The sequence below is a fragment of the Acinetobacter sp. BZX-2 genome (genome assembly GCF_055179795.1).
This window is the reverse complement of sequence record NZ_CM143686.1, coordinates 2,822,933-2,845,718: the sequence shown is the minus strand read 5'-3', so window position 1 is coordinate 2,845,718 and position 22,786 is coordinate 2,822,933. Positions and strand designations below refer to the sequence as shown.

General features: G+C 39.2%; 24 protein-coding genes. 13 read left to right on the top strand and 11 right to left on the bottom strand.

All coding sequences use genetic code 11. The annotated features are described in order from the left end of the window. Window positions 1-64 precede the first annotated feature (64 nt). Window positions 65-1,030, top strand: a complete 966-nt coding sequence (locus ACY45D_RS13435) for a YagK/YfjJ domain-containing protein (RefSeq protein WP_463107185.1) — start codon at window positions 65-67, stop codon at window positions 1,028-1,030. Between the two features lie 192 nt (window positions 1,031-1,222). On the opposite strand, the gene ACY45D_RS13430 is transcribed toward ACY45D_RS13435, so the two are convergent. Continuing rightward, on the bottom strand, window positions 1,223-2,296 hold the full coding sequence (locus tag ACY45D_RS13430; RefSeq protein WP_463107184.1) for an alpha/beta hydrolase: 1,074 nt from the start codon (window positions 2,294-2,296) through the stop codon (window positions 1,223-1,225). Window positions 2,297-2,398: 102 nt separating this feature from the next. On the opposite strand from ACY45D_RS13430, the gene ACY45D_RS13425 reads away from it, so the two are divergent. The 8 genes from ACY45D_RS13425 (at window position 2,399) to ACY45D_RS13390 (ending at window position 9,159) form a co-directional block, all read left to right on the top strand. After that, a complete protein-coding gene (locus tag ACY45D_RS13425) occupies window positions 2,399-3,430 on the top strand; it encodes an AraC family transcriptional regulator (RefSeq protein ID WP_463107183.1) in 1,032 nt (343 codons plus the stop codon). Window positions 3,431-3,976: 546 nt separating this feature from the next. Next, the gene (locus tag ACY45D_RS13420; protein WP_463107182.1) at window positions 3,977-4,261 is read left to right on the top strand and encodes a hypothetical protein; all 285 of its coding nucleotides are present in this window, start codon (window positions 3,977-3,979) and stop codon (window positions 4,259-4,261) included. Window positions 4,262-4,265: 4 nt separating this feature from the next. Then, window positions 4,266-4,577, top strand: coding sequence for a hypothetical protein (locus ACY45D_RS13415; RefSeq protein WP_463107181.1), 312 nt, complete (start codon window positions 4,266-4,268; stop codon window positions 4,575-4,577). 43 nt (window positions 4,578-4,620) lie between these two features. Further along, entirely contained in the window at window positions 4,621-5,244 is a 624-nt protein-coding gene (locus ACY45D_RS13410) for a hypothetical protein (RefSeq protein WP_463107180.1), read from the top strand. Window positions 5,245-5,494: 250 nt separating this feature from the next. After that, window positions 5,495-6,526 (top strand): DUF932 domain-containing protein, encoded by a 1,032-nt coding sequence (locus ACY45D_RS13405; RefSeq protein ID WP_463107179.1) that lies wholly within the window; start codon window positions 5,495-5,497, stop codon window positions 6,524-6,526. Between the two features lie 232 nt (window positions 6,527-6,758). Continuing rightward, window positions 6,759-7,808 (top strand): YqaJ viral recombinase family nuclease, encoded by a 1,050-nt coding sequence (locus tag ACY45D_RS13400; RefSeq protein ID WP_463107178.1) that lies wholly within the window; start codon window positions 6,759-6,761, stop codon window positions 7,806-7,808. Window positions 7,809-7,905: 97 nt separating this feature from the next. Beyond that, a complete protein-coding gene (locus ACY45D_RS13395) occupies window positions 7,906-8,835 on the top strand; it encodes a recombination directionality factor (RefSeq protein ID WP_463107177.1) in 930 nt (309 codons plus the stop codon). 96 nt (window positions 8,836-8,931) lie between these two features. Next, window positions 8,932-9,159: a helix-turn-helix transcriptional regulator gene (locus tag ACY45D_RS13390; protein WP_463107176.1), complete on the top strand. Its 228-nt coding sequence runs from the start codon at window positions 8,932-8,934 to the stop codon at window positions 9,157-9,159. Between the two features lie 110 nt (window positions 9,160-9,269). Here the strand turns inward: ACY45D_RS13390 and ACY45D_RS13385 are convergent, their stop codons facing one another. Together ACY45D_RS13385 and ACY45D_RS13380 are read right to left on the bottom strand one after the other, a co-directional pair. Then, on the bottom strand, window positions 9,270-10,166 hold the full coding sequence (locus ACY45D_RS13385) for a bile acid:sodium symporter family protein (protein WP_463107175.1): 897 nt from the start codon (window positions 10,164-10,166) through the stop codon (window positions 9,270-9,272). A 31-nt stretch (window positions 10,167-10,197) separates the two neighbouring features. Then, entirely contained in the window at window positions 10,198-11,043 is an 846-nt protein-coding gene (locus ACY45D_RS13380) for an SDR family NAD(P)-dependent oxidoreductase (protein WP_463107174.1), read from the bottom strand. A gap of 191 nt (window positions 11,044-11,234) precedes the next feature. Between ACY45D_RS13380 and ACY45D_RS13375 the strand changes: the two genes are divergently transcribed. After that, complete coding sequence (locus ACY45D_RS13375; RefSeq protein ID WP_463107173.1) at window positions 11,235-12,278, top strand: AraC family transcriptional regulator; 1,044 nt, start codon at window positions 11,235-11,237, stop codon at window positions 12,276-12,278. 51 nt (window positions 12,279-12,329) lie between these two features. Here ACY45D_RS13375 and ACY45D_RS13370 read toward each other — a convergent pair whose 3' ends face one another. From ACY45D_RS13370 to ACY45D_RS13350, 5 genes are all read right to left on the bottom strand, one after another. Next, window positions 12,330-13,535, bottom strand: a complete 1,206-nt coding sequence (locus ACY45D_RS13370; RefSeq protein WP_463107172.1) for an OmpP1/FadL family transporter — start codon at window positions 13,533-13,535, stop codon at window positions 12,330-12,332. Between the two features lie 343 nt (window positions 13,536-13,878). After that, window positions 13,879-14,700 (bottom strand): MBL fold metallo-hydrolase, encoded by an 822-nt coding sequence (locus tag ACY45D_RS13365; protein WP_463107171.1) that lies wholly within the window; start codon window positions 14,698-14,700, stop codon window positions 13,879-13,881. A gap of 64 nt (window positions 14,701-14,764) precedes the next feature. Further along, entirely contained in the window at window positions 14,765-15,733 is a 969-nt protein-coding gene (locus ACY45D_RS13360; RefSeq protein WP_463107170.1) for a quinone oxidoreductase family protein, read from the bottom strand. 17 nt (window positions 15,734-15,750) lie between these two features. Then, window positions 15,751-16,272: a VOC family protein gene (locus tag ACY45D_RS13355; RefSeq protein WP_463107169.1), complete on the bottom strand. Its 522-nt coding sequence runs from the start codon at window positions 16,270-16,272 to the stop codon at window positions 15,751-15,753. 72 nt (window positions 16,273-16,344) lie between these two features. Continuing rightward, a complete protein-coding gene (locus ACY45D_RS13350) occupies window positions 16,345-16,665 on the bottom strand; it encodes an SCP2 sterol-binding domain-containing protein (protein WP_463107168.1) in 321 nt (106 codons plus the stop codon). Window positions 16,666-16,836: 171 nt separating this feature from the next. Between ACY45D_RS13350 and ACY45D_RS13345 the strand changes: the two genes are divergently transcribed. Further along, window positions 16,837-17,880, top strand: a complete 1,044-nt coding sequence (locus tag ACY45D_RS13345) for an AraC family transcriptional regulator (RefSeq protein ID WP_463107167.1) — start codon at window positions 16,837-16,839, stop codon at window positions 17,878-17,880. A 69-nt stretch (window positions 17,881-17,949) separates the two neighbouring features. Here the strand turns inward: ACY45D_RS13345 and ACY45D_RS13340 are convergent, their stop codons facing one another. The 3 genes from ACY45D_RS13340 to ACY45D_RS13330 all read right to left on the bottom strand — a co-directional run bounded on the left by ACY45D_RS13340 (window position 17,950) and on the right by ACY45D_RS13330 (window position 20,640). After that, window positions 17,950-19,023, bottom strand: coding sequence for an MBL fold metallo-hydrolase (locus ACY45D_RS13340; RefSeq protein WP_463107166.1), 1,074 nt, complete (start codon window positions 19,021-19,023; stop codon window positions 17,950-17,952). 19 nt (window positions 19,024-19,042) lie between these two features. After that, a complete protein-coding gene (locus ACY45D_RS13335) occupies window positions 19,043-19,561 on the bottom strand; it encodes an ester cyclase (RefSeq protein ID WP_463107165.1) in 519 nt (172 codons plus the stop codon). Window positions 19,562-19,740: 179 nt separating this feature from the next. After that, on the bottom strand, window positions 19,741-20,640 hold the full coding sequence (locus tag ACY45D_RS13330) for a LysR substrate-binding domain-containing protein (RefSeq protein WP_463107164.1): 900 nt from the start codon (window positions 20,638-20,640) through the stop codon (window positions 19,741-19,743). A gap of 147 nt (window positions 20,641-20,787) precedes the next feature. Between ACY45D_RS13330 and ACY45D_RS13325 the strand changes: the two genes are divergently transcribed. Both ACY45D_RS13325 and ACY45D_RS13320 read left to right on the top strand, forming a co-directional pair. After that, window positions 20,788-21,642, top strand: a complete 855-nt coding sequence (locus ACY45D_RS13325; RefSeq protein WP_463107163.1) for an aldo/keto reductase — start codon at window positions 20,788-20,790, stop codon at window positions 21,640-21,642. 27 nt (window positions 21,643-21,669) lie between these two features. Continuing rightward, the gene (locus tag ACY45D_RS13320; protein ID WP_463107162.1) at window positions 21,670-22,719 is read left to right on the top strand and encodes an alpha/beta hydrolase; all 1,050 of its coding nucleotides are present in this window, start codon (window positions 21,670-21,672) and stop codon (window positions 22,717-22,719) included. Window positions 22,720-22,786: the final 67 nt, after the last annotated feature.

Sequence of the window (22,786 nt, the reverse complement as noted above, 5' to 3'; positions counted from 1 at the left end):
AAGATTAAGAATTAAAAAATACTCAAACACCTGATCTGATGAGCATATTACGGAATTACTCATCATGAACATTCACCAATACACTCCCCATGAACCAAGACTGCTGATTGAAATTGAATCTTTTACCAAGAGGCTTATCAACAATGGTTTGAACAGAAAAGACCTACCTGAACTGGTTAGATTGCTAGATGCCTTTGAACAGATCTATTCCTGTAATCATGTATATGCAGACTATGTTGAGGTATTTCATGTCATTGCTAAAGGTGAACTTCAACGTTACAGGAAAATGGAAAATGGCTACTGTACGTATGGATCTCTTCTAAAGGTCGATGAGGGAATATTGAATGAATACAGCAAACTATTTCATGAGTATCAGTCAAAAACTAAGAGTGATCTTCGTCAGTATAGATTTGGAGTAAGTGTTAGGTTTAAAAGGCTTAAGCAGCTCTCAGAAAGGTTATTTTCCCGTTATAGCCGTAATCTCGTTGTCAGGGTAGATTTGAAGTATCACGTGGATAAACAGCATATGGTTGATATTGAAATGTTTAATCTACACGTTCAAACGCTTCGTAACCGTATGGCCAATAAGGATAAGTGTTTTAAAAACTTGAAACTGAATGCGTGGTGTTTAGAGCAGGCTCCGCTAGGGAGTTATCACGTTCATTTGTTTTTAATCTACGATGGTTCTGCATCTACTTACGACTGCAAATTAGCTCGATGGGTAGGTAGGGCATGGATGAATGAAATCACGGAAGGGCTTGGTTATTATTGGAATTGCCATACGAATAAACATGCAGATGAAGATTTGGAAGACAGTGAAATTATGGTGGCGAATACAGAAAACAGTCAGCAACAGGAAGGTTACAAATATCTTAATGGGTTGGGTATGATTAAGCGTGAAGACCCAAGAGGATTAGAAAGGTTGGAAGCTGTGTATAGCTATTTAGCTCGTATGACTGTTGAAAAGATTAGCCAGCGGCTTAGAGTCCGTGTGAAAGGTATGAGAGCTTTTGGCTGTTCTTCATGTTGATTGAGTAAAAGGCTATACATCTCAATACAGTAGGATAGAGTTATACATTATTAGCTAAAAAAGCTATTTGGAGTTTCAAGGGAACTGAGTCAGTAATGGCTCAATTCCTATAGGCGAAATTTAGACACTTAAATTTAAGACTAGAGTCCACCATTATACAAGGCAAACTATGGGATTAACTTTATACATAATCTATTTCACTGTAGCTTTATAGAAAACATCAATTGCGTCAACCATTTGAGACAAACCAGGTTGTTCTAATGGATAATGTCCTGCATTTTCAAGCATCACTGTTTTTACAGGAACTTTCTTAATTCTGCTTAGGAATGGAGTACTTAAATTCAATGGAGTCCAACGATCTTGCGCAGGTTGAGTCAATAACACTGGGCAAATATCGAAGTCTTCTGCTACAACTTCAGGTTTATAATGAATATATGAATCTAAAAAGGTCAATGATACTGAATTCCCTGCTGAGGTTTTATCTTTCATAAAAACTTTCAAAGCGTCTTTATTATTCACCAAAGTGCTCATTTTACTTGCCCAACTCATTGGCACACGCATTGATGCTAATGGGGTTTTGGCAGTCCAATGCGTTATTGGCGTTCCTACACGACTCATAAACAAATTACTGGCTACTGTGTCTTTAACCACCTGATTACTGGTGTCAAGGAAGGTCATTCCCACAATAGCTTTCACCTTTTTATTCTTTGCAGCAACATGGTAAGTCAACATGCCACCCGCACTTAATCCATACAACACAATTGGACGATTATCTTTAGCCAGTTCAATATCAATTAAATCACTTCCAGCTTGTACCCAGTCGTCATAACGAATGCGTTTGCCTTTCTCAACCTGAGTAACACCGTAGCCAAGCATGTCTACTGCGATCGTTTCATAACCACGATCAGCCAAAGGCTTACCTAAAATCATCGACATTTGTCGGCCATTGGTTCCCACACCATGAAATAAAATGACTTTAATCTTTGCTTTTGGATTGCGATAGGTATCTAAATGGACATGATTACCATTCCAATCCCACCATTCTTCTGCTGGCAATTGATCTTTGGAAATATGAAATTCTTGAGGAAGAAATTGTTCGATTTGTTGCCAAGCAACTTGATTTTGATAGCCCATGGTTGAATCTCCTATTTTTATTTCATTCGCTGAAGAAGTTGTGATTACGCATGCTGTCAAGCTGGTTATACTTAGTTTCTGAATAAAATTACGTATAAAGCTTGTAGTCTTTATTGGTTGGGTTGAATTCATACTGAATCCCTTCCATTCATATCGGATAAGTCAATCTTAGGCTTCCACATACAAATCAACCATGCTAGATTGGGACAACGGTTTTAGTATTTAGGCCAATTAATGTTAGAATTTCAGGACTATCTCCGAGCTCCATCCAGTGTGCAATTATTATTAGAACTTGGTGAGCAACTCAAAATACAAAAGATTCAATTATTAACAAGTACTGGACTTACGCTTACAAGATTAAGTGATGCGAACTGTGTTATCGCACCTGATGAAGAGATAGATGTAATCCATAATTTGATTGATGCTTTGTCTGAGAATACGGCTGGATTAGGTCTAGTCACAGGTTTTCAACATCAACTGACAACTTATGGCATTCTTGGTTATGCACTCATGAGCAGTGCAACGGGTTTAGATGCAATGTACCTTGTACAGCGTTATCTTGCTCTGACTTATACCTTTGTGAATATCAGTTTTCATCAAGAAAATGGAGAATGTTTAATTCACTTTACTGAACCTGTAGGCTACACAAATGAATTACGACGATTTGTTGTTGAACGGGCGATGGCAGCAACGTCTAGAGTGATTCATGATATTTATGAAAGCGCTTTTCAATTAGATGCATTTCATCTGATTTATCCCAAGCCGTCATATCTGTTCATCCCTATTCCTGAACAATATTTAGGTACAAGCATACAGTTCGGCCAAAAAAATAATGTACTCAAATTTAATATTTCTCAATTACAACAGCCATTACCACATGCAAATCCAAACACTGCGGCTATGTGTGAGAGGTTGTGTATGGAACTTATCACTCAGCGCCATACAACTTTAACCACAACTATGATCGTACGTGACCTCTTAATGAATGCACCATCAAGTGTACGGCTCAGTCTTGGGAATATTGCAAATCGGTTGAATACCAGTGAACGTACTCTTAAAAGGCGATTACAAGAAGAACAGACATCTTTTAGAACGATTCAAAATGAAATGTTGTGTCATCGTGCCAATACACTTTTATCCAAGAATGTAAGCTTAACGCAAATCGCAGAAATTTTAGGTTTTTCTGATCTATCCACATTTTCTCAAGCCTACAAGCGCTGGGCTGGTGTTGCTCCAAGCTATTATAAAATAAGAGATAAGAATTAATAATGTTATATATAGTTTGTCATTTTTCTAAAAATATTTTAATAGTTCAAGATATTTAACAACTTTCTGAATACTTAGGATTCTTGGTTTAAGTGAATTGACTTAACTTACCCTCACCATTATTCTTAGCATGCTGACCTACATCGTCAGTCGGTTTTGACAGACCGAAGATCCATGGCGGCTTATATATTTCTATAAGTCGTTAGAACCCTCGTGTCCCCCTTCTTTGCGGTAGGACGGGAGGGGGACGCTTTACGCGTGCTGGTTCCTTGGATCCCAGTCTGTCAACCCCTTCTCGTTCTGCCACCATAATCAATTGACAGTGATTCGGTAGAACTTCTTAATTCCAAGGAGTCCATCATGGTCATTCAAAACATCCCCTTACTGTACTGAATTCTATTTCAAACAACTGACTTTTCACCAAGCAGTTGATGGGATTTATTCATCTCATTTTATTCATATTCGCACATCTTCCTGACTCGGGAGCATGCGTCGTTGTGTCTTAAATTTTGATTTCAATACAGAACAATACCAAAGGGGAGCTTTATGAGAATTCAAACATTCAGCATGCTTGCTGTATTCCTTTTACCTATTTTATCTGCTTGTTCATCTACGGATAGCAAAGACCGTAAAGCTTATATCGAACAATGCATGTATCCAAACGCTGCCATTAAAACCGCAGTGGAAAGTGAAGAAGCCTGTAGCTGTCGCTATGACAGCATCCGTGAACAATACGGCAAGCCATTCTTTACTGTACCGATCAGCAATGATGAAGACAGACGTCGTCTGGACTTTGCCAGAGGCTATACCGTGGGCAAATGCAGAGGGTAGGAACATGATAAACAAAAAATTACTTTTCATCATAGCCGTTGCTTTGCTGACAGGCTGTAGCTCCAAACAAGAGAAAGCCTGTCAGGAAGAAGCGAATGTAGCTGAAACCGTGATGCAGGCTCGTTTGACCTACGGTGGTTTTGCCGAAGCGACTTACATGCTTGCAGGCGATAACGATGAGCTGAGAGAACAACTCAGACCGATGATTCATGATGCCTTTGAATATAGTCGAGGTGGGACAGCAACTTTTGAAAAAACCAAACAAGTTTTTAAAGACAAATACTACCAACAATGCATGGATAGACCAGCACCTTGATGTGAATACCTAAGCATATGGGGAATAAGGGAAAAGAGATAAAATGAAAAAGATCATAATGTTGGCAACCATAGCCATGTTCACAGTCGGTTGTGAAAAACAACCAGAAGCAGCACAAGCGCAGAATAACGCAGTGAAAACCGAAGCAGTCAAAGCAAAGGCTCAAACAGACAAACTGACCGAGAAAGAATTACAGGACTTGGAGTCCTTAGAAAAATCGCCTAGTGAAGAAACGGCAGCTACCGCAGGCTATTATCTCAGTAATTTGGAAGTGACACCCGTTGCGGAAATACGAGAATTTATTACCAAAGGCTGGGATGAATGGGAAACCCTGAATAGACAAGAAGCGGAGAAGGACGCACAACAAACATCATCCGACCAAGGCGATGCTTCAATGCAATATCGTATTGAAATTAAGAATCAGGTCTTTGGTGAGAAACATGAGGTTGAAACAGCCTACCTCCATTTAATTTCATTGTCCGATAGCATTACATTGGATCGAGTGGTGGTGAATCGGGGTAACTGTAAAGCAGATTACCGTGATGGTGCCAATCCTATTTTGTATGGGAAATCCATGCGCTTCTTCTTGAATTGTGATCCACGCAATGTCAGAGAGGTGGTTGCAGTACTCAAGGATGGACGTGAAATTGTGATGTCACCACAATAAGCTGAAGGCGATATTTATTCTACATACGCACCACGTACTATACAGTTGAGTCGTTGAAGCTTTTGAACGGATTGAAAGAAATTTCACTTATATAACATAAAGATGAATCAATACATTGAATGTGTTTATTGAGCCTATTACACAGGACTTAATAAGCACATTCACAAGACAAATCTGAATCAGGCTGCTGGACTTCATTCCAATCAAGGGATGGGGTTCAGCAGCCTTTTTGTTTATAAGGACAAAACGCATGGCACATCAACTTGAACAAATGGCGTATGTAGGCGAAACCCCTTGGCATGGCTTAGGCAACCAACTCACCCAAAACCAACCCATCGAGGTCTGGGCACAGCAGGCAGGCATGGACTGGAGGATTGAATCCTCCAATGTTAGCTATATGGCACAGAATGAACGAGGGCAAAGCATCATCATGCCCTATGAGGAACAGCGAGTACTTTATCGTTCCGATACCCATGCACCGCTATCCGTAGTCAGTCAGCGTTATCAGGAAGTCCAACCATTGGAAATCTTAAATTTCTATAAAGACCTGACCGAACAATCTGGCTTTGAATTAGAAACCGCAGGTGTACTCAAAGGTGGAAAGAAGTTCTGGGCATTGGCACGAACAGGACAAACAACATCACTCAAGGGGAAAGATGTCAGCAATGGCTATATTCTCTTAGCAACGGCTTGCGATGGCACCCTTGCCACCACCGCACAATTCACCAGTATTCGAGTGGTGTGTAATAACACCTTAGCCATTGCCTTAAAAGGACAGAACTCAAGTGCAGGCGTGGTCAAAGTGCCACACAGCACCAAATTCGATGCTGAGAAAATTAAACAGCAACTGGGTATTTCCGTGCGTGCATGGGAAGATCATATGTATGAAATGAAACAACTGAGTCAACGTAAAGTGACGCAACAAGAAGCGGCGGCTTATTTCGATGCAGTGTTTAACAACACTAGTCTGAGTATTGCCGAACAGGATGACAGCATTATTCAGTTCTATCGTAATGTTGCTAATCAGACTGAGACTACAAAAGCCGAACCCAATGGACGAGCAATGTCTAAAGTCATGACCATGTTTAATGGACATGGACGAGGGGCAGAACTCAGTTCAGCCAAAGACACCGCCTATGGCTTATTGTGTTCGATCACAGAATTCTGCGATCACGAACGTCGTGCTATGAGCCAAGATCATCGACTTGATTCTGCATGGTTTGGTGCAGGGGCAGGTTTAAAACAACGTGGATTGGAGCAAGCTTTAAGGATGATTGCTTAAGTTTGCTTTAAGCTTTTGAGATTAAATTAAAAATTGTCAATCAAGCAAAGTTTATGTTGCACCACCTCCAGAGCATAAACCCTTTATAGCCACATCACACGATGTGGCTTTTTTTATGCCTGCTGTTTTAAACACCTCATTTCAGTCACTCAAATTCATTGAGCCACGACACAGAGCCACATCTTCGGATGTGGCTTTTTTATGCCCGAAATTTACAAAATAGGAAATCATCATGAATACAGCACTAAACATGCCTCTCAATGTAACACCGAATCCAATGGTCAATATTCATACCCATCGTCCCAAACTGTTTACCGCTAAACGCTTTGTAGACACCAAGAAACTCAGCCAAGCCGAATGGTTAGCAGTACGTCGACAAGGCATCGGTAGCAGTGATTGCGCCGCAGCCTGTGGACTCAATCCCTATATGTCGATGCTCGAATTGTGGATGATCAAGACAGGTCGGATTCAACAAAGCATCGAAGATGAAAGTGAAGGGCATGCGCCTTTGTATTGGGGCAAACGACTTGAACCCTTGGTCGCTGAATACTACAGCATGCATACCAATTACAAAGTTCGTCGGGTCAATGCAGTGCTACAACATCCTGAAGCTGATAAACACTTCATGTTGGCTAACTTGGATTATTCCGTGGTGGGTGATGCTGATGTGCAAATCTTGGAGTGTAAAACAGCAGGGGAATATGGTGCTAAGTTGTGGCGAGATGGTGTGCCTTTATACGTGCTGTGTCAGGTACAACATCAATTGGCGGTGACAGGTAAGAAAGCTGCGCATATTTGTGTGCTGATTTGTGGGCATGAAACCCGAATCTTTAAAGTGACCCGTTCTGAATCAGTGATTCAACACATCATCAATGCTGAACGATATTTCTGGGAGTGTGTGGAAAAGGATACACCACCTGAAGCAGATGCCAGTGAGTCGGCAGCCAAAGCCCTACAACTGCTTTATCCTGAACATGTACCACTCAGCACCACAGACCTCACTGAAGATACGCAAGCCAATCAACAGTTTGAGCAACTGCTTCAAGCGCGCAACCAAATCGAAAAGCATCAGCAGCAGTTTGATTTACTTAAACACCAACTGCAAGCCAAGATGCAACAGGCAGAACGCGCAACATTCTTAACAGGCTCAGTGACGTGGAAAAAGTCCAAGGACTCAATCAGCTTAGACAGCAAGGCTTTACTGAAACAGCATCCTGAATATCTCAACCAGTTCCCACAAAGCAAACAAGGCTCACGGCGCTTCAATATTTATACCGATTAGCCTAAGTAAAATATCCAACCCCACAAACCAAAATCCCATGCCTCAGCGTATGGGATTTTTTTATGCAAATTTTATTTACACAAAAGAGGACATCACCATGATCAAAGGTTTAGCAATCACACCATCCATACTTGGCAGAATCAGTATCGGTAAAGTCGTGGAAAAGAATGGCAAACGACTCCCTGAAAGGGATGATCAGTTTACCATTACCAGTCAAATCCAAGGTAAAGATGGATGGGTCAAGCATCCGCTTGATGAACAACTCCGAGTTAAAGCGCAAAACCAAAAGCTCAGAACCATACCAGTCCGTATGATCTTCAATGATCCTGAACTGAATCTACGGGCGGAGTACAGCCTATTTGATCGTCAAACAGGACGCCCCGTGTGTGTTGGGAATGGTGAAACTTGCCAACGGCTGACCAATCAAGGGATTGAGCAACATCCATGCCCTTCGCCTGATCTTTGTCCATTGGCACAAGGTGGCAACTGTAAGCCTTATGGACGTTTGCATGTTAATTTAGATGAATCGGATGAACTGGGTACATTCATCTTTAGAACTGCGGGGTTTAATAGTATTCGAACCTTGGCTGCGAGACTGAGTTATTACCATGCTGCATCGAATGGCTTATTGTCTTGCCTACCGTTACAACTGACCTTAAGAGGAAAATCCACCACACAAAGCTATCGCACGCCTGTGTATTACGTGGATTTAACTTTACGTGATGGCGTTAATCTTCAACAAGCCATTCAAGTGGCGAAGGAGATTGACCAACAAAGCAAAGCTTCAGGCTTTAATCAACATGCTTTAGATCAGACAGCTAGGCAAGGTTATGGTAATGCAAGGTTTGAGGTGAACTCGGAAGAGGGATTGGATTTGGTGGAGGAGTTTTATATGGATGAGCTTGTTGAGTCTGAACAGGTACAGCCTGAGCCTAAAGGTAAGGCTAAGCCTAAATTCAATCAGCAAGATAGATTTGTGCAGGATATTCAGAATGGTTTGCAGCAGAACGTACGGGCTGTGAATTAGACAGGGGTGGACGAGATTGGACTCAGTAAAATTTTATTGGACTGCCCTATTATCTGAGCGAATCACCGCTCGCATCAATGATTAGGAGTCAACATCATGAATGCGTTCACAGGTCAAACTTTTCAGATGAATCAAATTATTAACTTGAAAGAGGTTATGCGAATTACGGGGTTAAGTCGCGCAACGATTTATAACATTATGGATGAGCGTCATAAGCAATACGATCCAACATTTCCCAAACAGACAAATTTAACAGTTGGTCGTGTTGGATGGTCTGCATGGGAAATTAATCATTGGATTGAATCTAAGTTGGCGAGTCGTTAATAATTGGGAGCTTTGGCTCCCTTATTTTTTTGTTATGATTTTATTGAACCAACTATACTAAATCGAATGGTAGATAGCATTTACAAGGTTGGTTATTTAGTATTATCCTTTTAATAAAGATTATTTTGAAGAGAATTATTCCCCTCAATTTGCTGTTTATCCTTATATTTAAAAATCAAACCAACAGCAAAGGCAAAGAAAATCATAATGACGGAGTAAACAGCTGCTGGAATGGCAATGGTTGTATTTCCTAAGACTGAAATTGCGATGGTTAGTGCAACAGTACTGTTATGAATACCTATTTCAAATGCACAAGCTCTTGATTGCGCTTCATTCATTTTAAATAAACGCGGAATGAAATAACCTATAGCCAAACTGATTGCACAAAATAATGCACACACTGCTCCAACCGAAGCAAAATAATCAGCCAGATGTTCACGTTCTTTGAATAATGCACCTATACAAATCAATACGAGAAAAGTCACCGAAAAATACTTTACAAAACTTTCCATTTTTTTTGCAAAGTTTGGCTTTTTTGCACGAATGATCATACCTATGGTTAATGGTACGAGGATGAGTAAAAATACCTGAACTAATTTATCTAGTTGAATTCCAACAATCGTACTATCTTGCATAAAATAGCTAAGTGAAAGTGTTGCAACGATTGGTAAAGTAAATGCAGCGATTACAGAATTAAAAGCAGTCAAGGTAATATTCAGCGCAATATCACCTTTAAATAAATAACTAAATAAGTTGGCTGTACTCCCACCCGGAGATGCTGCGAGAATCATCAGACCCACGGCAAGTAAAGGTTCAAGTTTGAACAGCTTAGCTAAGCAAAATGCAATGCTGATCAATAGGATAAGTTGGCAAAATAAAGCGATCACCACATTTCGAGGATTTTCTTTGACACGTTTGAAATCATTGAGTGTGACTTCAAACCCAAGTCCCATCATGATGATAATCAAAGCAATAGGCATACCAATCGTAATAAATGCTGAATCCATAGAAAATTTCCTTTTATCAGTTTAAATGTGGTTAAAGTTTGAGTGAACTTTTGAGCAATATTTTCTGTAATTTGATCGGCATTTTTCTGAAAATAATTGCGTCTCGAATATAGTCACTATGTATTTCATATCGGTACTTAGCATTTTCGGAGGTGAATGCGGTGTAGATCGTATTGACGATCTTTTGCATCGGAATACCCGTAGAAAATGAATTTTGTGTCCGTTTAGAGAAAAGACGCATAGGTTCGATATAGCGTGGATGGCTGGGAGTTGCCTGAACATTTACCAGAATTTTTTTAGCCATTGGCGTTTGAATTTGCCCTGGTTCAATAACACAGATATCTATACCAAAGATTGAATATTCGTAACGCATTGCGTTAGACAGCGCTTCTAGCGCAAATTTACTGGCAGAATAAATCCCAGTAAATGGTAATGTACGTAAGCCACTTTGCGAGCTAATATTAATGACCTTATTACGCAGCTTGTCCTGTGTTTCTAAGAGAGGCAAAAAGGCCTTTGTCATCATGTGGACTGCAATGGTATTGACCGCCAAGATATGTTCAAACTGCTGTTGAGTGACGTCCATAAGAGGGCCGTTGTAAATGACACCTGCAATGTTAATTAAGGCTCTAAATTTCATGTCATTGAGATGACGCTTAACGAAATCAAAAGCTTCTTGAACCGCTTGTTCTTGGGTGAGATCCATGACAATTGGCATAAAATTATGACTAAACTGTTGCGATACCAATTGCAGTTCTTGTGCATTGATCACTGAACCATAAACAAAAAAGTCTTGATCTATAAATTGCTTTACACATGCAAGTCCAATCCCAGAACCAGCACCCGTAATAAAAATGGCTTGTTTTTGTTGTGCCATGATCATCATCCTGAATGGTTAACGTATGCATTGACTATCAGACAAAATAGAAAAATAATTTGGTAAAAGCGTGCCAAATAAATGTACAAACGTGACAATTTTGTTAGAATAAAAAACAGCCTATGGTTTAATAATTTATTCAATAGATAGATGAGATAAATATTGAAAAATTAAGTCGATAGGAGTTAAAAATGGATTTTGATGATAAGAGCATGTGTGCTCCAATTATACCCGTGCATTTGCCTGCTGCATTTGTCAGGATGTGTGCTGTTCGGGGCTATCCAATCACAGCAATCTTGGATAATTCAGGGATTCAAATCGATGATTTGGATTCAATAGATACTTATTTCACGCTCAATCAAATTGCAAAAATTGTTCAAAATGCATTGTATTTAACTCAAGACCCATCCATTTCAATTGCATTTAGTCAACATATTCGACTGTCGCATTTTGGGTCTTTTGGGATAGCATTGATGTCTGCACCGACGTTGTATGATGTCTTTGCGATTTGCCGTCAATATAGTGTATTGATCGATCCTACAATCAATTTCGACAGTGAAATTAAAGATCAAACGATCTGCATTAAGTTCGGTAAACAAATTCCGTTAGGGCTCAATTATTACTATACGCAAGAGGCATTGTGTCTTTCTATTATCCGTATTTTAACTGATTTACTTGAGCATGAATTGCCACAGTTAAAAATTGAGCTTGATTATGCAAAACCCCCTCATGCTGGAAAGTTTAGTTATCTAAAGGCGCCAATCCATTGGAATCAAAAACACTGCGCAATTTATTTTAATGCTAATGTTTTGAATGAAAAATTACCTGGTGCTGATTTTCCTGCATTTCAAAAGGCAATTAAAATGTGTGAAGCTGAACTGGGGTTATTGACTCAGCAGGGCGAAAACTGGCTGATGAAGCTGAAGCTAATGATTTTGCAAAACCTTCAGCAACCTTTAACCGCAGAAGAAATGGCAGAACATTTACATTTATCAAGGCGAACTTTTTTTAGAAAATTAGCTGAACATCATACGAGTTATGAGGCACTGTTATCAGCATCTCGTGCTGAAGTTGCCAAAGACTATTTATTGTATAAGAAAACCACATTGATCGAATTGGCTGATCATTTAGGTTATAACGATGTTTCTAACTTTACCAAAGCATTTAAACGTTGGTATGGCTTACCTCCGAAACAGTGGCAGCAGTCACAACTTATTCAAACTGTAAATTCATGATTTTATTAAAAAGGCGATCTTATGATCGCCTAAAATAATGTTGTTATGGATTTAAAAGCGATAACCTATTTTTAGACCATAGCCCCACGCGTTGTTATCTTTATATATAGCGTCATATTTATCTGTGCCAAAGTCAAAACCAGATTGTGCTTTTGCATCACCGAGCCAAAAATATTTGATTCCTCCAGCAACAAAATAGTTTTCGGCAGGGCTGTATTGTGCACCGAGTCCGATATTCCAATAACCTTCAGTGGGTCCAAGCGTCGTTACAAGCTCGCCACTACCACTGTCCCATCCAACAGAAATAGTACCTGAGAGCTTATCGTTAAATTTTCTTCCTAAGCCCATATTTGCTGAAATTTGGTCGTCATAGTAGGCAGCTAAATGCACGCCATTGCCTGTGGCTTGTTTTGTAAAATTATAAAGTTTTGGTGGAGAAATTTTGAAACTTGACCAATCCACCCAGCGCACATTGGCAAAGGCCACAGTATTTTCCATAATTCCTGTTTGGACATCGAGATTGATTGATTGCGGTGTAGTGATCGTTGAGTTTTCAGTGGATGTTCCTAAATCAACACGCCCAGCAAGTGGATGTAAAATACTGAGTGACTCAGTCATTCGCATATCATGATCGACTTCAGAGCGATAACTTATAGATGTTTTTAATGCGATTTCAGGAATGCTATACGCAACACCTGCAACCCAACCGACACCTGTCGTCTCTGCTGCATCAAGGTCATAACGAGCCCATGAATAACCCGCTCCACGTAAACGACTAGTTCCTTTAACTGTTTGTACGGCAGGCCCTGCATAAATATTCCAGTGTTGGTTTGGCTGAAAACCGATGAGGGTAGTTAAATTTTGTGAGACCACTTCTGATTCCGATTTCTCATTGCCTTCTGTATAAGCTGGATATTCTTTAATTGGATAACCCGCATCTGCGCCAAAGGGATGATCGTATAAAAAACCCATTGAAAATTGGTCTGTCAGTTGTAGTTTAAGCGCAGCAGAAGGAGAGTAATAACTATTGGCAATGTCACCTGAGGGCATATTCGCTGCGGCGGTTAAACCACCTTTACTAAAATTATCATTCATTTTACCACTCAAAGAAGCATCCAAAATCGAGATACCAGCTTCAAAATAATTGTCTGATTGTAAAAATGCTGCAACTGATTGTCCTGAACGATCAATTGCTGCCGCATGTAATTGAGTTACATAGATGCAGGCATATGCTGTGAATAATATGCTTTTTTTCATATTGGATTCCTTCCTGGAATAGCGTATGAGATATCAGTGAAAACCACTTTAATTTCTATGGTTATTTTTAACTTTTCTTATCGATCTGATTGGTTATTCAGTGCCACTGTTATGGTTAAAAAGTGTCAATGTGTGGGTGAATTCAACGATATTATGTGTTTTATGATTAAAATTTATTTTAAAAAATTGAGGTTTAAATACATTATTTTTCAGCATTTTATTAAGTATTGAGGTGATCTATAGTGATTAAAGCATTGAAATAACAGAGGTGAATGAAAAAGATAAAATGCACTTATTTTATCTTTTGAGATGAATAAAAACGACAACAGGAAATAAAAAAATATTAGTTTTGGTATCGATCAAGTTCGACAGGATCATGTGCACAGAAAAACTCGATTTCATTGGCATGATTGGCTTTGAGTCGTTTTAACTGATTAAGACTATTCAATCGTTCATGACGAATCGCCTGTACACTTGCCTCAAACGCTTTTAGACCGATTGGCATGCGATTTACTTCATCAAGTTGACTATGGTGATAATACGCATCGCCACAATGGAGAACCCATTGACCATTGTCTTGCTGAACAGCAACACCAACATGACCTTTGGTATGTCCAATCAGGGGAATAATAAAAAGATCTAATCCCAGTTTTGCTTTTAAAGAAAAAGCAGGTAGCCCAAACCATGTACTATCTGTTTGGTTATAGACTTGCCAGTTTGGTGTAGGCTTAAATTGATTTTGACGGAATCGTAATTTGTCTTTGAAATCAGGTTTGAGAATTTGTTCCAATTCTGGCTTATAGACATGCACTGTTGCATTGGGGAAATCAGAAACACCGCCAATATGATCGAGGTCAAGGTGGGTGGGAAAGATATCCGTGACATCATTGGGTGAATAACCTAACGCTTGAATTTGATGTTGTGCTGTTTCTTCAACCAATAATTTCGGTTTAAAGGTTTTTTGGAAGAATTTTCCTAAACGCTGATCTGCTTGTTGTATATCTTGCAACCCAATTCCTGTATCCACCATCATCAAACGATTATTATCTTCGATTAATAAACAATGACAGACCAGTTTGCCAGGTTCAGTCAAAGACCCATGACCATTGATCAATTTAGAGCACAATGGACACATCGTTCCACAATTTAAATGATGAATTTTCATAGCATTGTCTCATATAGGATGCCTTACACGTTTTATAAGAAAACAATGTGTAAGGCCAGTTAAATTAAAGAGAAAGTACGATCTTGCCAAAATGCTGATTGGCTTTCATTTTGTCAAAAGCGGCATTGAATTGATCAAATGGATAAATTGCATCGATCGGCAAATGAATTTTTCCTTCAGCTAATGCTGGTATTAACGCATGCTTGGCATTTTGAATCACTGCTGCAATTTCATCTGGATTGCGGGTACGGAAGCTGACGCCTTTATAGTTAATACGACGCATAGAGTGTTGATCAAAATCAATTTCACCCGTTTCGCCTGCCATACGTCCGACATTAACAATAGTTCCAGCAATTTTAGTCACAGACATGGTCTGGTTAAATAAAGGCCCTGCAAGGAAGTCGATGACTAGATCCACACCTTTACGTTTGGTGAGTTTTAAAACCTGTTTAGTCCAATCTTCATCTGTGCTATTGATGACATGATCTGCACCATATTCTTGCAACTTTGCTAGTTTTTCCGCACTGGTGGACGTTCCTATGACTTGTTTGGCGCCTAAGTATTTTGCAACTTGCATTGCCATCAAACCGACCGCTGAGCTTGCACCAACCACTAAAACACTTTGTTCAATCTGTAATTGACCATTGGTCGCAATAGCATCATGCGTGGTTTGCAAGGCAACAGGTAAAGTTGCAGCCTGTTCAAAGCTTAAGTTATTTGGAATTGGGTAAATCCAGTCTGCATTGCCCAAGGTATATTCAGAAAATGCACCTGGACCCGCACCCATGACACGGTTTCCCACTTGCCATTGCTGAACATCTTCACCCACCTCGATAATTTCTCCAGCCCATTCCATCCCGACTGGAAAGCCTACGCCGCCAACAAAACCATGTGTTGCGCCTGTGAGCATATTCAAATCGGCACGATTTAATGCACAGGCTTTGATTTTGACCAGAACATGATTGGGCATGACTTTAGGCATCTCTAACTCGCCTAAAACAGCACCTTGTTCAGCTGATAAAATACTTTTCATAAATGAGTGACCCCGACTTAGAGTTTGCGGATTGGCTTTGAACCATTCCAGCCAACCGATGCCTTTTTAATATAGTCAAAAATTTGTTTTTTACTGCCTGCGAGTTCTGATATTTCGATGGCAATGCCAACAGCATGTTCAGAATCAAAATAAGCCATGCGGCCTTGTGGCCCACCAATTTGACCTTCATGAACCACTTCATAGCCTTTATCTTGTAAATGCTGATACATGGCATCGTAATCTTCTGTCCAATAGGCAATATGCTGAAAACCTTCACGCCCAGAATTTAGGAAATCCTGATACATCGAAGGCACACCATTTGTTTGCTGAATCAGTTCAATTTGCACATCCCCTGAATTGGCGAGTGCAACTTTCATTTCGATGTTATGTGGCTGACCTTTGTATTTAAAATTATCCAAAATTGCATTTTCAACATAAAACCAAGGGCCTACACCCAATGCAATCCATTCATTCATGGCTTTTTCAATGTCTTTAACAATGTAACCATTTTGACAAATTGGACCTAAATCTTTGCTCATGACCTTATCCTTTTGATGTTTTGATTCAATATTCTTAAAAAATGGGGAACTGAATTTCCCCTTTGAACTGAATTAAGCCAATTTCGATGCATCAAAATAATCACTGATTTCTTTGGCAAGCATGATGTCACCATCGATTTTTAATTTGCCGCTCATAAAGGCCATTGCACCTGCGATTTTGCCTGTCAACAACTCAACAAAAACCTCGTCTGTGGTGGTGAGTACCACATCAGCATCAGCATTTTCACCTTGCTGAACGTCACAAGTGCTGTCATTGATCTGAATGGTAAAAGGTGAAGATAAATTGAGCTGTAAAATACACTCAACACCATCCGTGGCTTCGGGATTTAAAGCCGTCGGTAATTTATTTAAAATAAAATCATTGATATTCATAGCCTATTCCTTTAATTAATATACCCAGTGAGATAGATGAGATTTTGCATTCACATTTGAATGTTGAACTCACTATAGAACACCAGAAAAAAAGGGTATTGACGTGAATTGGAATTCATTGACAGCAAATATTGAAATGAAGGTTTAGAATCAACAGGGAAAGTGAGTTTAATGGTACAACAGATTGATTATGTAAAGAAAAGGCATACAGTTGCTGTGCATTATATGCGCTTACTTTTTGATTATTTGCAGCGAAGAAATTATTCAGTTCAGCAGTTTTTAGCAGAAATTCATTTAGATAAAGATTTATTCGAACGACCAAATGATCGGATCGATTTCGACATTTTTAATCATGCTTGCCATGTTTTACAAGAAAAATTTCAACAGCCTCATTTAGGGATTTATTTAGGGCAATTGGTCACCACAGGGCATTTGGGGCCACATGGTTTTGCATTGATGACTTGTTCCAATGCACGTGAAGTCATGCAACAAAATATTCATTATTCAGCGCTGACAATCGATGCTGGCAGTAATATTTTTGAACGGCATGGGCAGGAATATATCCGTTATTGGAAAAGTAATTTGGCAGATAATCAACCCTTGGGCAAATTACAAGATGAGTTGCATCAAGCATCTTATGTGACTTTATCTCGGCAGTTGTTTAATCGGCAGGATTTAAGCCCCTTATGGGTTTCATTTCAGCATGAACAGCCCGAAGATATCAGTGAATATACGGCTTTATTTCGCTGCCCATTGATTTTTAATGCCAAAGATACTGCAATTGGCTTCCATGAAAGTTTTTTAGATTTGTCATTACCCAGCTCAAATGAATCGGTTCATGTGGTGATGAGTGATTTAAGACAACAACTCTTAAAACAGTTAGGGAATCACTTAGAACCTTCTTGGCTGGCGAATGCACGTAAAGCCATTGTTGAATCCTTTCAACTAGGTGGTTTAACTTTTGAGGAGCTGGCAGGTCACACAGGCTTTAGTGTTGATGAATTAAAAACAGAAATGCTGCGACACAATTTGAACTTTAGAACTTTTGTCGACGAGATACGACAAAGTCTTGCGATTAGCTATGTACGCAATCCACAATTAAGTTTAGTTGAAATCGCTTTTTTACTGGGATTCTCTGAACAAAGTGCTTTTCAGCGAGCTTTTAAACGTTGGACAGGAAAAACGCCGAAAGAGTATCGTAGCTTTGGAGCTTGAATGACGAAAATGAAGAAATCGCTTGAACTTCAAGGACTCTCAAGCGATATAAAAAGCTAAACTCTAACGTTAAATAGACAACTGACCAAATTGTAGTGCACCGAGTAACTCAGTTTGCTTTAAACCTGGAAATAACCAATAGGGTGTCGTTTCACTACTACAAGCACAGGCAGGAAAGTTTGGATTACTTTTTAATGGGCCTGCAATAGTCTTTTCCATCACCATTGAAATATACTGATCATTACTGCCTTCTTGGGTATTGCCATTTAAAATCACTTCGACACCAGTCTTTTCCGCATAATCACGAATGGCTTTGATCTTTGAACTTTTCGGTTCATATGCATCTAGGCTAATGCCGTTTTCTGAACTCACAAAAATTTGGTCATCTACTTTCACGACTAAAGAGTGATTGCCTTCGGTATGTCCTGGTGTATGAACCAATGCCAAACCTGAACCTAAAGCAAGGCTTTTCTTGAAGGTGATAATTTTTTTCGGATCAATACCGTCAGTCGCATGTGGGCAATACCAGTCAGATTGCACAGGCAATAAACCTTGTACATTGTTCCATTCTTTTTCATGTACCAATAGTTTTGCATTTGGAAAATATGCAAGCTGATCGGTTGTACCTAACCATTTTCTCAATTCCTGTGTATGTAAATGATCATAGCTAATGTAATCGACTTGTTCTGGTTTAATTTTTAGCTTTTTTAAGCTTTGTTCGACAGAACTGTATTGGGGTGCAAAAACCTTAAATGTACTCTCAGGCAAAGCACCTGCTAGACGCTCAAAGAATGGTGTTTTACGATTATTCACTACATCTGTTGGAGAAAATAATAAAACCTTAAGCTGATCATTAAAGTCTTGATATTGAATAATAAATAATCGATTTAATAAATGTAAAAATGGAAAGGTCAATGATTTTTGAGCAAAAACACCTGTATAACCATACCAAGTTGGATAAGGTGCACGAACAAGATCAATGGATTGATAAAAACCAACATCCTTTTGTTGCATTAATTTCTGTCTAAATCGATGCGCAGCAGCTCTGACATTTTCTAGACGCTCAGCAGGAGAGGGAGCATCACGAGCACCATCAAAATCTAGAATTTCTTGCATACCTAAAGCTTTAAATGAAGTATTCATAAGGGATTCTCCATGTAGCTCATTTGGCTTTAGTGATTTTACTGAGGTCTTTCATGTCTCGTAACAGTCCTGATGCCGCTTTATAAAACTGGAGCATACCTTTCGGTGATTTGAGATTAAAACCTTTAAATAATTGTTTGATAATGCTTAATGTATCGAAGTAAATACGTTCACAGACCAATTCTTCACCTTCAAAAATGAAGAATGCGCACATGCGTACACGAAAAGCATTACCTGTTGGAGGGACTGAACCGAGATAACCCTTATGGGTACCTAAAAGCCAAAACTCACAAATGACCGAATCTTCGGTATGTCGTAGTGCAATCAATTCATGACGTTGATCAGGAAAGGCTTTACGTGCATTGCGATGATAATTGAGCACATCATCATGACCATCGTGCACAGCACCTGTTGCGATCAGTTCATAATGTGGATGTGGGAAGGTACCGAGTACAGCATCAAAATCCTGTTTTACTTCATCAGCAAAATGATCGAGAACCAATTTCTCACGAAAATCCATTATTTTTTGATCTAACATCTTCGTTCCTTTTTATGGACTATAAACTTGTTAGATTGAATGTAACTTTTATGGAAAATATGATTTGGTAGTTAAGTGACAGCTTTATGGTGATATCGTGCCAAAATATGAAATGTCGATATATATTTTAATAATCAGAAAGGCTGTTTTAGCGGTTTATTTTTATGATCAAAATAAGCTTAATGTTGAAAACGCAAAGCATCGACCAACAAACGAAATAACAGAGAAGATTCACGTCGACTTGGATAATACATATAGTAGCCTGAATAATTCATATCCCAATCTTCTAATATCTGAATAAAATTCCCTTTTTGGATCTCAGCTTCAACCATGATTTTAGGCAGCCATACAATTCCAAGACCATCTAAGCCTGCTTTTAATTGCAGCCTTGCATGACTGACGACTATTGCACATTCAGGTGATATGGTTAAAACTTCGTTGCCTTCACGAATATTTTTAAATTCCCATGCTTGGATACGTTCATAGCTCGGCAATCGTAATCCAATACAACGATGTTGATGTAATTCATTGGGATGATGAGGAATACCGTAAGTGCTTAAATAATCAGGTGAAGCGAGTGTCATCATTTCTAACGCATCACTAACTTGTACTGAAATCATGTCTTTATGTACATAATCTCCTAAGCGAATGCCGATATCGTAACGATCTTTGACAATGTCCGAAAAGCCATAATCCATGGTCAGTTCAAGTTGAATATTGGGATGATCGTGTGAAAACTTGGATAATTTATCCCACAATAAATAATTAATACTTAGCTCAGTGCCATTAATCCTCAGTTTTCCACGTGGCGAATCTCTGAATTCATTGAGGTTATATAGTTTTTGTTCAATACCTGAAATGAGGGGTTCAATGTCATTGAGGAGTTGCTCTCCTTCTTGTGTAAGAGAAACGCTTCGGGTGGTACGGCTTAGTAATTTAACTCCAAGGCGTTGTTCTAGCATTTTAAGGGTGTAACTCAATGCAGATTGAGAGACACCTAATTGTCCCGCAGCCTTGGTAAAACTTCCAGTTTGAGCAACAACAATAAACGCTTTTAAATCATTTAGATTCTCAGACATAGCGACCTCAATGTATTATTTTTTTGTGAATCAAACTTAATTAATCAAAAATTTATATAAATGTAATCGAAAATGCCTGACTAATACATTCTTTATTGTCGAGTTATAGTTTTCTTAAGCAATTCTGTATGAATGTATGAGAAATAAATGATGAAAACAATTCGATTAAATAATGGCGTTGAAATGCCACTTGTAGGTTTTGGTGTATTTCAAATGAATGAGCCTGTTGAATGTGAACAAGCTGTTTTACATGCAATAGATGCAGGTTATCGTTTAATTGATACTGCGGCTTCTTATCAAAATGAAATCCAAGTGGGTAATGCCATTCGCCAAAGCAATATTGTCCGTGATGAATTGTTTGTGACCACTAAACTTTGGTTGCAAGATACCAGCTATGAAGGTGCAAAAGCCCAATTTGAACGTTCTTTAAATCGCTTACAAATGGATTATGTTGACTTGTACCTAATTCATCAACCGATTGGTGATGTACATGGTGCGTGGCGAGCAATGGAAGAGTTATATGCAGCGGGGAAAATCCGTGCCATTGGTGTGAGTAATTTTCATCCTGATCGTTTAGCTGATTTGATGGCATTTAATCAGGTTAAACCTGCGGTGAATCAGGTTGAAGTCAATCCATTTAATCAACAATTGCATGCTGTGCCGTGGATGCAATCAAAAGATATTCAGCCACAAGCATGGGCACCCTTTGCAGAAGGGAAAAATAATTTATTTAACCAACCTGTATTGGTCAATATTGCACAGAAATACGGTAAATCCGTTGGGCAAGTGGTACTGCGTTGGTTATTGCAACGCAACATTGTGTCCTTAGCCAAATCTGTGCGTAAAGAACGCTTACTCGAAAATATTGATATTTTTGATTTCGAGTTATCCATTACAGAAATGAATCAAATTATCGCTATGGATACCGCAACCAGCGCATTCTTTTCACACCGTGATCCAGCCATGATTGAGTGGTTAACCAGTCGTAAGCTAGATGTATAACGATAACAATAGTATAGAGGAATGATGATGAAAATTTTACAAACCATTTTAATGTCCGCAGTTATGACGACATCAAGTGCAGGTTTTGCAGCAGACAAAAAAGAAAATCCTTTTGGGCTGGTTTATAGTGGAGCGATCACTGAAAATGTAAAGGGACAGGTCAATATTCATCCTGTGACTTATAAACTGAATGGGTTAGACATTGCGGCAAATGTTTATACACCAGCCAATTATGACCCGAGTCAAAAATATCCTGCCATTGTTGTGGCGCATCCGAATGGTGGAGTAAAAGAGCAGGTTGCAGGACTCTATGCACAGCGTTTAACTGAACAAGGTTATATTACCATCACAGCGGATGCAGCTTATCAAGGTGCAAGTGGCGGTCAGCCACGTAATGTTGATAAACCTGCAAACCGTATTGAAGACATTCAGGGTATGGCTGATTTTATTAGCCAATATGCAGGGGTGGATCATAATCGTTTAGGTTTATTGGGGATTTGTGGTGGTGGTGGCTACTCATTGGCAGCCGCAGAAACGGACAAGCGTTTTCATGCAGTAGCAACATTAAGCATGTTTAACTCAGGGCGTGTTCGTCGTAATGGTTATCAAGATTCACAACTCGATACGATTCAGCAGCGTTTACAAAGAGCATCAGCAGCTCGTGCTCAAGAAGCATCAGGCGGAGAGATTCTCTACGAGGGCGGAGCGCATTTAACAGATGAACAGATTGCTAAATTACCATTCGATTTATATCGTCAGGGTTATGAGTATTATTCTAAAACTCACGCTCATCCAAATTCTTCAGCTAAATACACAACCAGTAGCTTACTTGACTTAATGCGTTGGGATGCTACGGATCATATTGATTTAATCAATCAGCCACTTTTAATGATTGCAGGAAGTAAAGCAGATAGCTTGTATATGACCGAAGATGCCTTTGCTAAAGCGACAGGTACAAAAGACAAAACCTTATTCAAGATTCCAAATGCCTCTCATATTGAAACCTATTGGAAGCCTGAATATGTCAAACAGGCGACGGATCAACTGATCGCATTTTATGGCAAGCACCTAAAATAAAGATTGTTAATTTGGATGATGGACAATGATTAGATAACTTTTCTTGAATCATTGACCTATTTTTTAA

Bases quoted from the DNA above. Each gene is read 5' to 3' on its own strand.
- ACY45D_RS13350 (WP_463107168.1), bottom strand. From the start codon at position 16,665: ATGAATATCAATGATTTTATTTTAAATAAATTACCGACGGCTTTAAAT.
- ACY45D_RS13415 (WP_463107181.1), top strand. From the start codon at position 4,266: ATGATAAACAAAAAATTACTTTTCATCATAGCCGTTGCTTTGCTGACA.
- ACY45D_RS13400 (WP_463107178.1), top strand. From the start codon at position 6,759: ATGAATACAGCACTAAACATGCCTCTCAATGTAACACCGAATCCAATG.
- ACY45D_RS13405 (WP_463107179.1), top strand. From the start codon at position 5,495: ATGGCACATCAACTTGAACAAATGGCGTATGTAGGCGAAACCCCTTGG.
- ACY45D_RS13320 (WP_463107162.1), top strand. From the start codon at position 21,670: ATGAAAATTTTACAAACCATTTTAATGTCCGCAGTTATGACGACATCA.
- ACY45D_RS13435 (WP_463107185.1), top strand. From the start codon at position 65: ATGAACATTCACCAATACACTCCCCATGAACCAAGACTGCTGATTGAA.
- ACY45D_RS13390 (WP_463107176.1), top strand. From the start codon at position 8,932: ATGAATGCGTTCACAGGTCAAACTTTTCAGATGAATCAAATTATTAAC.
- ACY45D_RS13375 (WP_463107173.1), top strand. From the start codon at position 11,235: ATGGATTTTGATGATAAGAGCATGTGTGCTCCAATTATACCCGTGCAT.
- ACY45D_RS13325 (WP_463107163.1), top strand. From the start codon at position 20,788: ATGATGAAAACAATTCGATTAAATAATGGCGTTGAAATGCCACTTGTA.
- ACY45D_RS13345 (WP_463107167.1), top strand. From the start codon at position 16,837: ATGGTACAACAGATTGATTATGTAAAGAAAAGGCATACAGTTGCTGTG.
- ACY45D_RS13395 (WP_463107177.1), top strand. From the start codon at position 7,906: ATGATCAAAGGTTTAGCAATCACACCATCCATACTTGGCAGAATCAGT.
- ACY45D_RS13365 (WP_463107171.1), bottom strand. From the start codon at position 14,700: ATGAAAATTCATCATTTAAATTGTGGAACGATGTGTCCATTGTGCTCT.
- ACY45D_RS13430 (WP_463107184.1), bottom strand. From the start codon at position 2,296: ATGAATTCAACCCAACCAATAAAGACTACAAGCTTTATACGTAATTTT.
- ACY45D_RS13340 (WP_463107166.1), bottom strand. From the start codon at position 19,023: ATGAATACTTCATTTAAAGCTTTAGGTATGCAAGAAATTCTAGATTTT.
- ACY45D_RS13425 (WP_463107183.1), top strand. From the start codon at position 2,399: ATGTTAGAATTTCAGGACTATCTCCGAGCTCCATCCAGTGTGCAATTA.
- ACY45D_RS13380 (WP_463107174.1), bottom strand. From the start codon at position 11,043: ATGGCACAACAAAAACAAGCCATTTTTATTACGGGTGCTGGTTCTGGG.
- ACY45D_RS13330 (WP_463107164.1), bottom strand. From the start codon at position 20,640: ATGTCTGAGAATCTAAATGATTTAAAAGCGTTTATTGTTGTTGCTCAA.
- ACY45D_RS13370 (WP_463107172.1), bottom strand. From the start codon at position 13,535: ATGAAAAAAAGCATATTATTCACAGCATATGCCTGCATCTATGTAACT.
- ACY45D_RS13410 (WP_463107180.1), top strand. From the start codon at position 4,621: ATGAAAAAGATCATAATGTTGGCAACCATAGCCATGTTCACAGTCGGT.
- ACY45D_RS13335 (WP_463107165.1), bottom strand. From the start codon at position 19,561: ATGTTAGATCAAAAAATAATGGATTTTCGTGAGAAATTGGTTCTCGAT.
- ACY45D_RS13360 (WP_463107170.1), bottom strand. From the start codon at position 15,733: ATGAAAAGTATTTTATCAGCTGAACAAGGTGCTGTTTTAGGCGAGTTA.
- ACY45D_RS13355 (WP_463107169.1), bottom strand. From the start codon at position 16,272: ATGAGCAAAGATTTAGGTCCAATTTGTCAAAATGGTTACATTGTTAAA.
- ACY45D_RS13420 (WP_463107182.1), top strand. From the start codon at position 3,977: ATGAGAATTCAAACATTCAGCATGCTTGCTGTATTCCTTTTACCTATT.
- ACY45D_RS13385 (WP_463107175.1), bottom strand. From the start codon at position 10,166: ATGGATTCAGCATTTATTACGATTGGTATGCCTATTGCTTTGATTATC.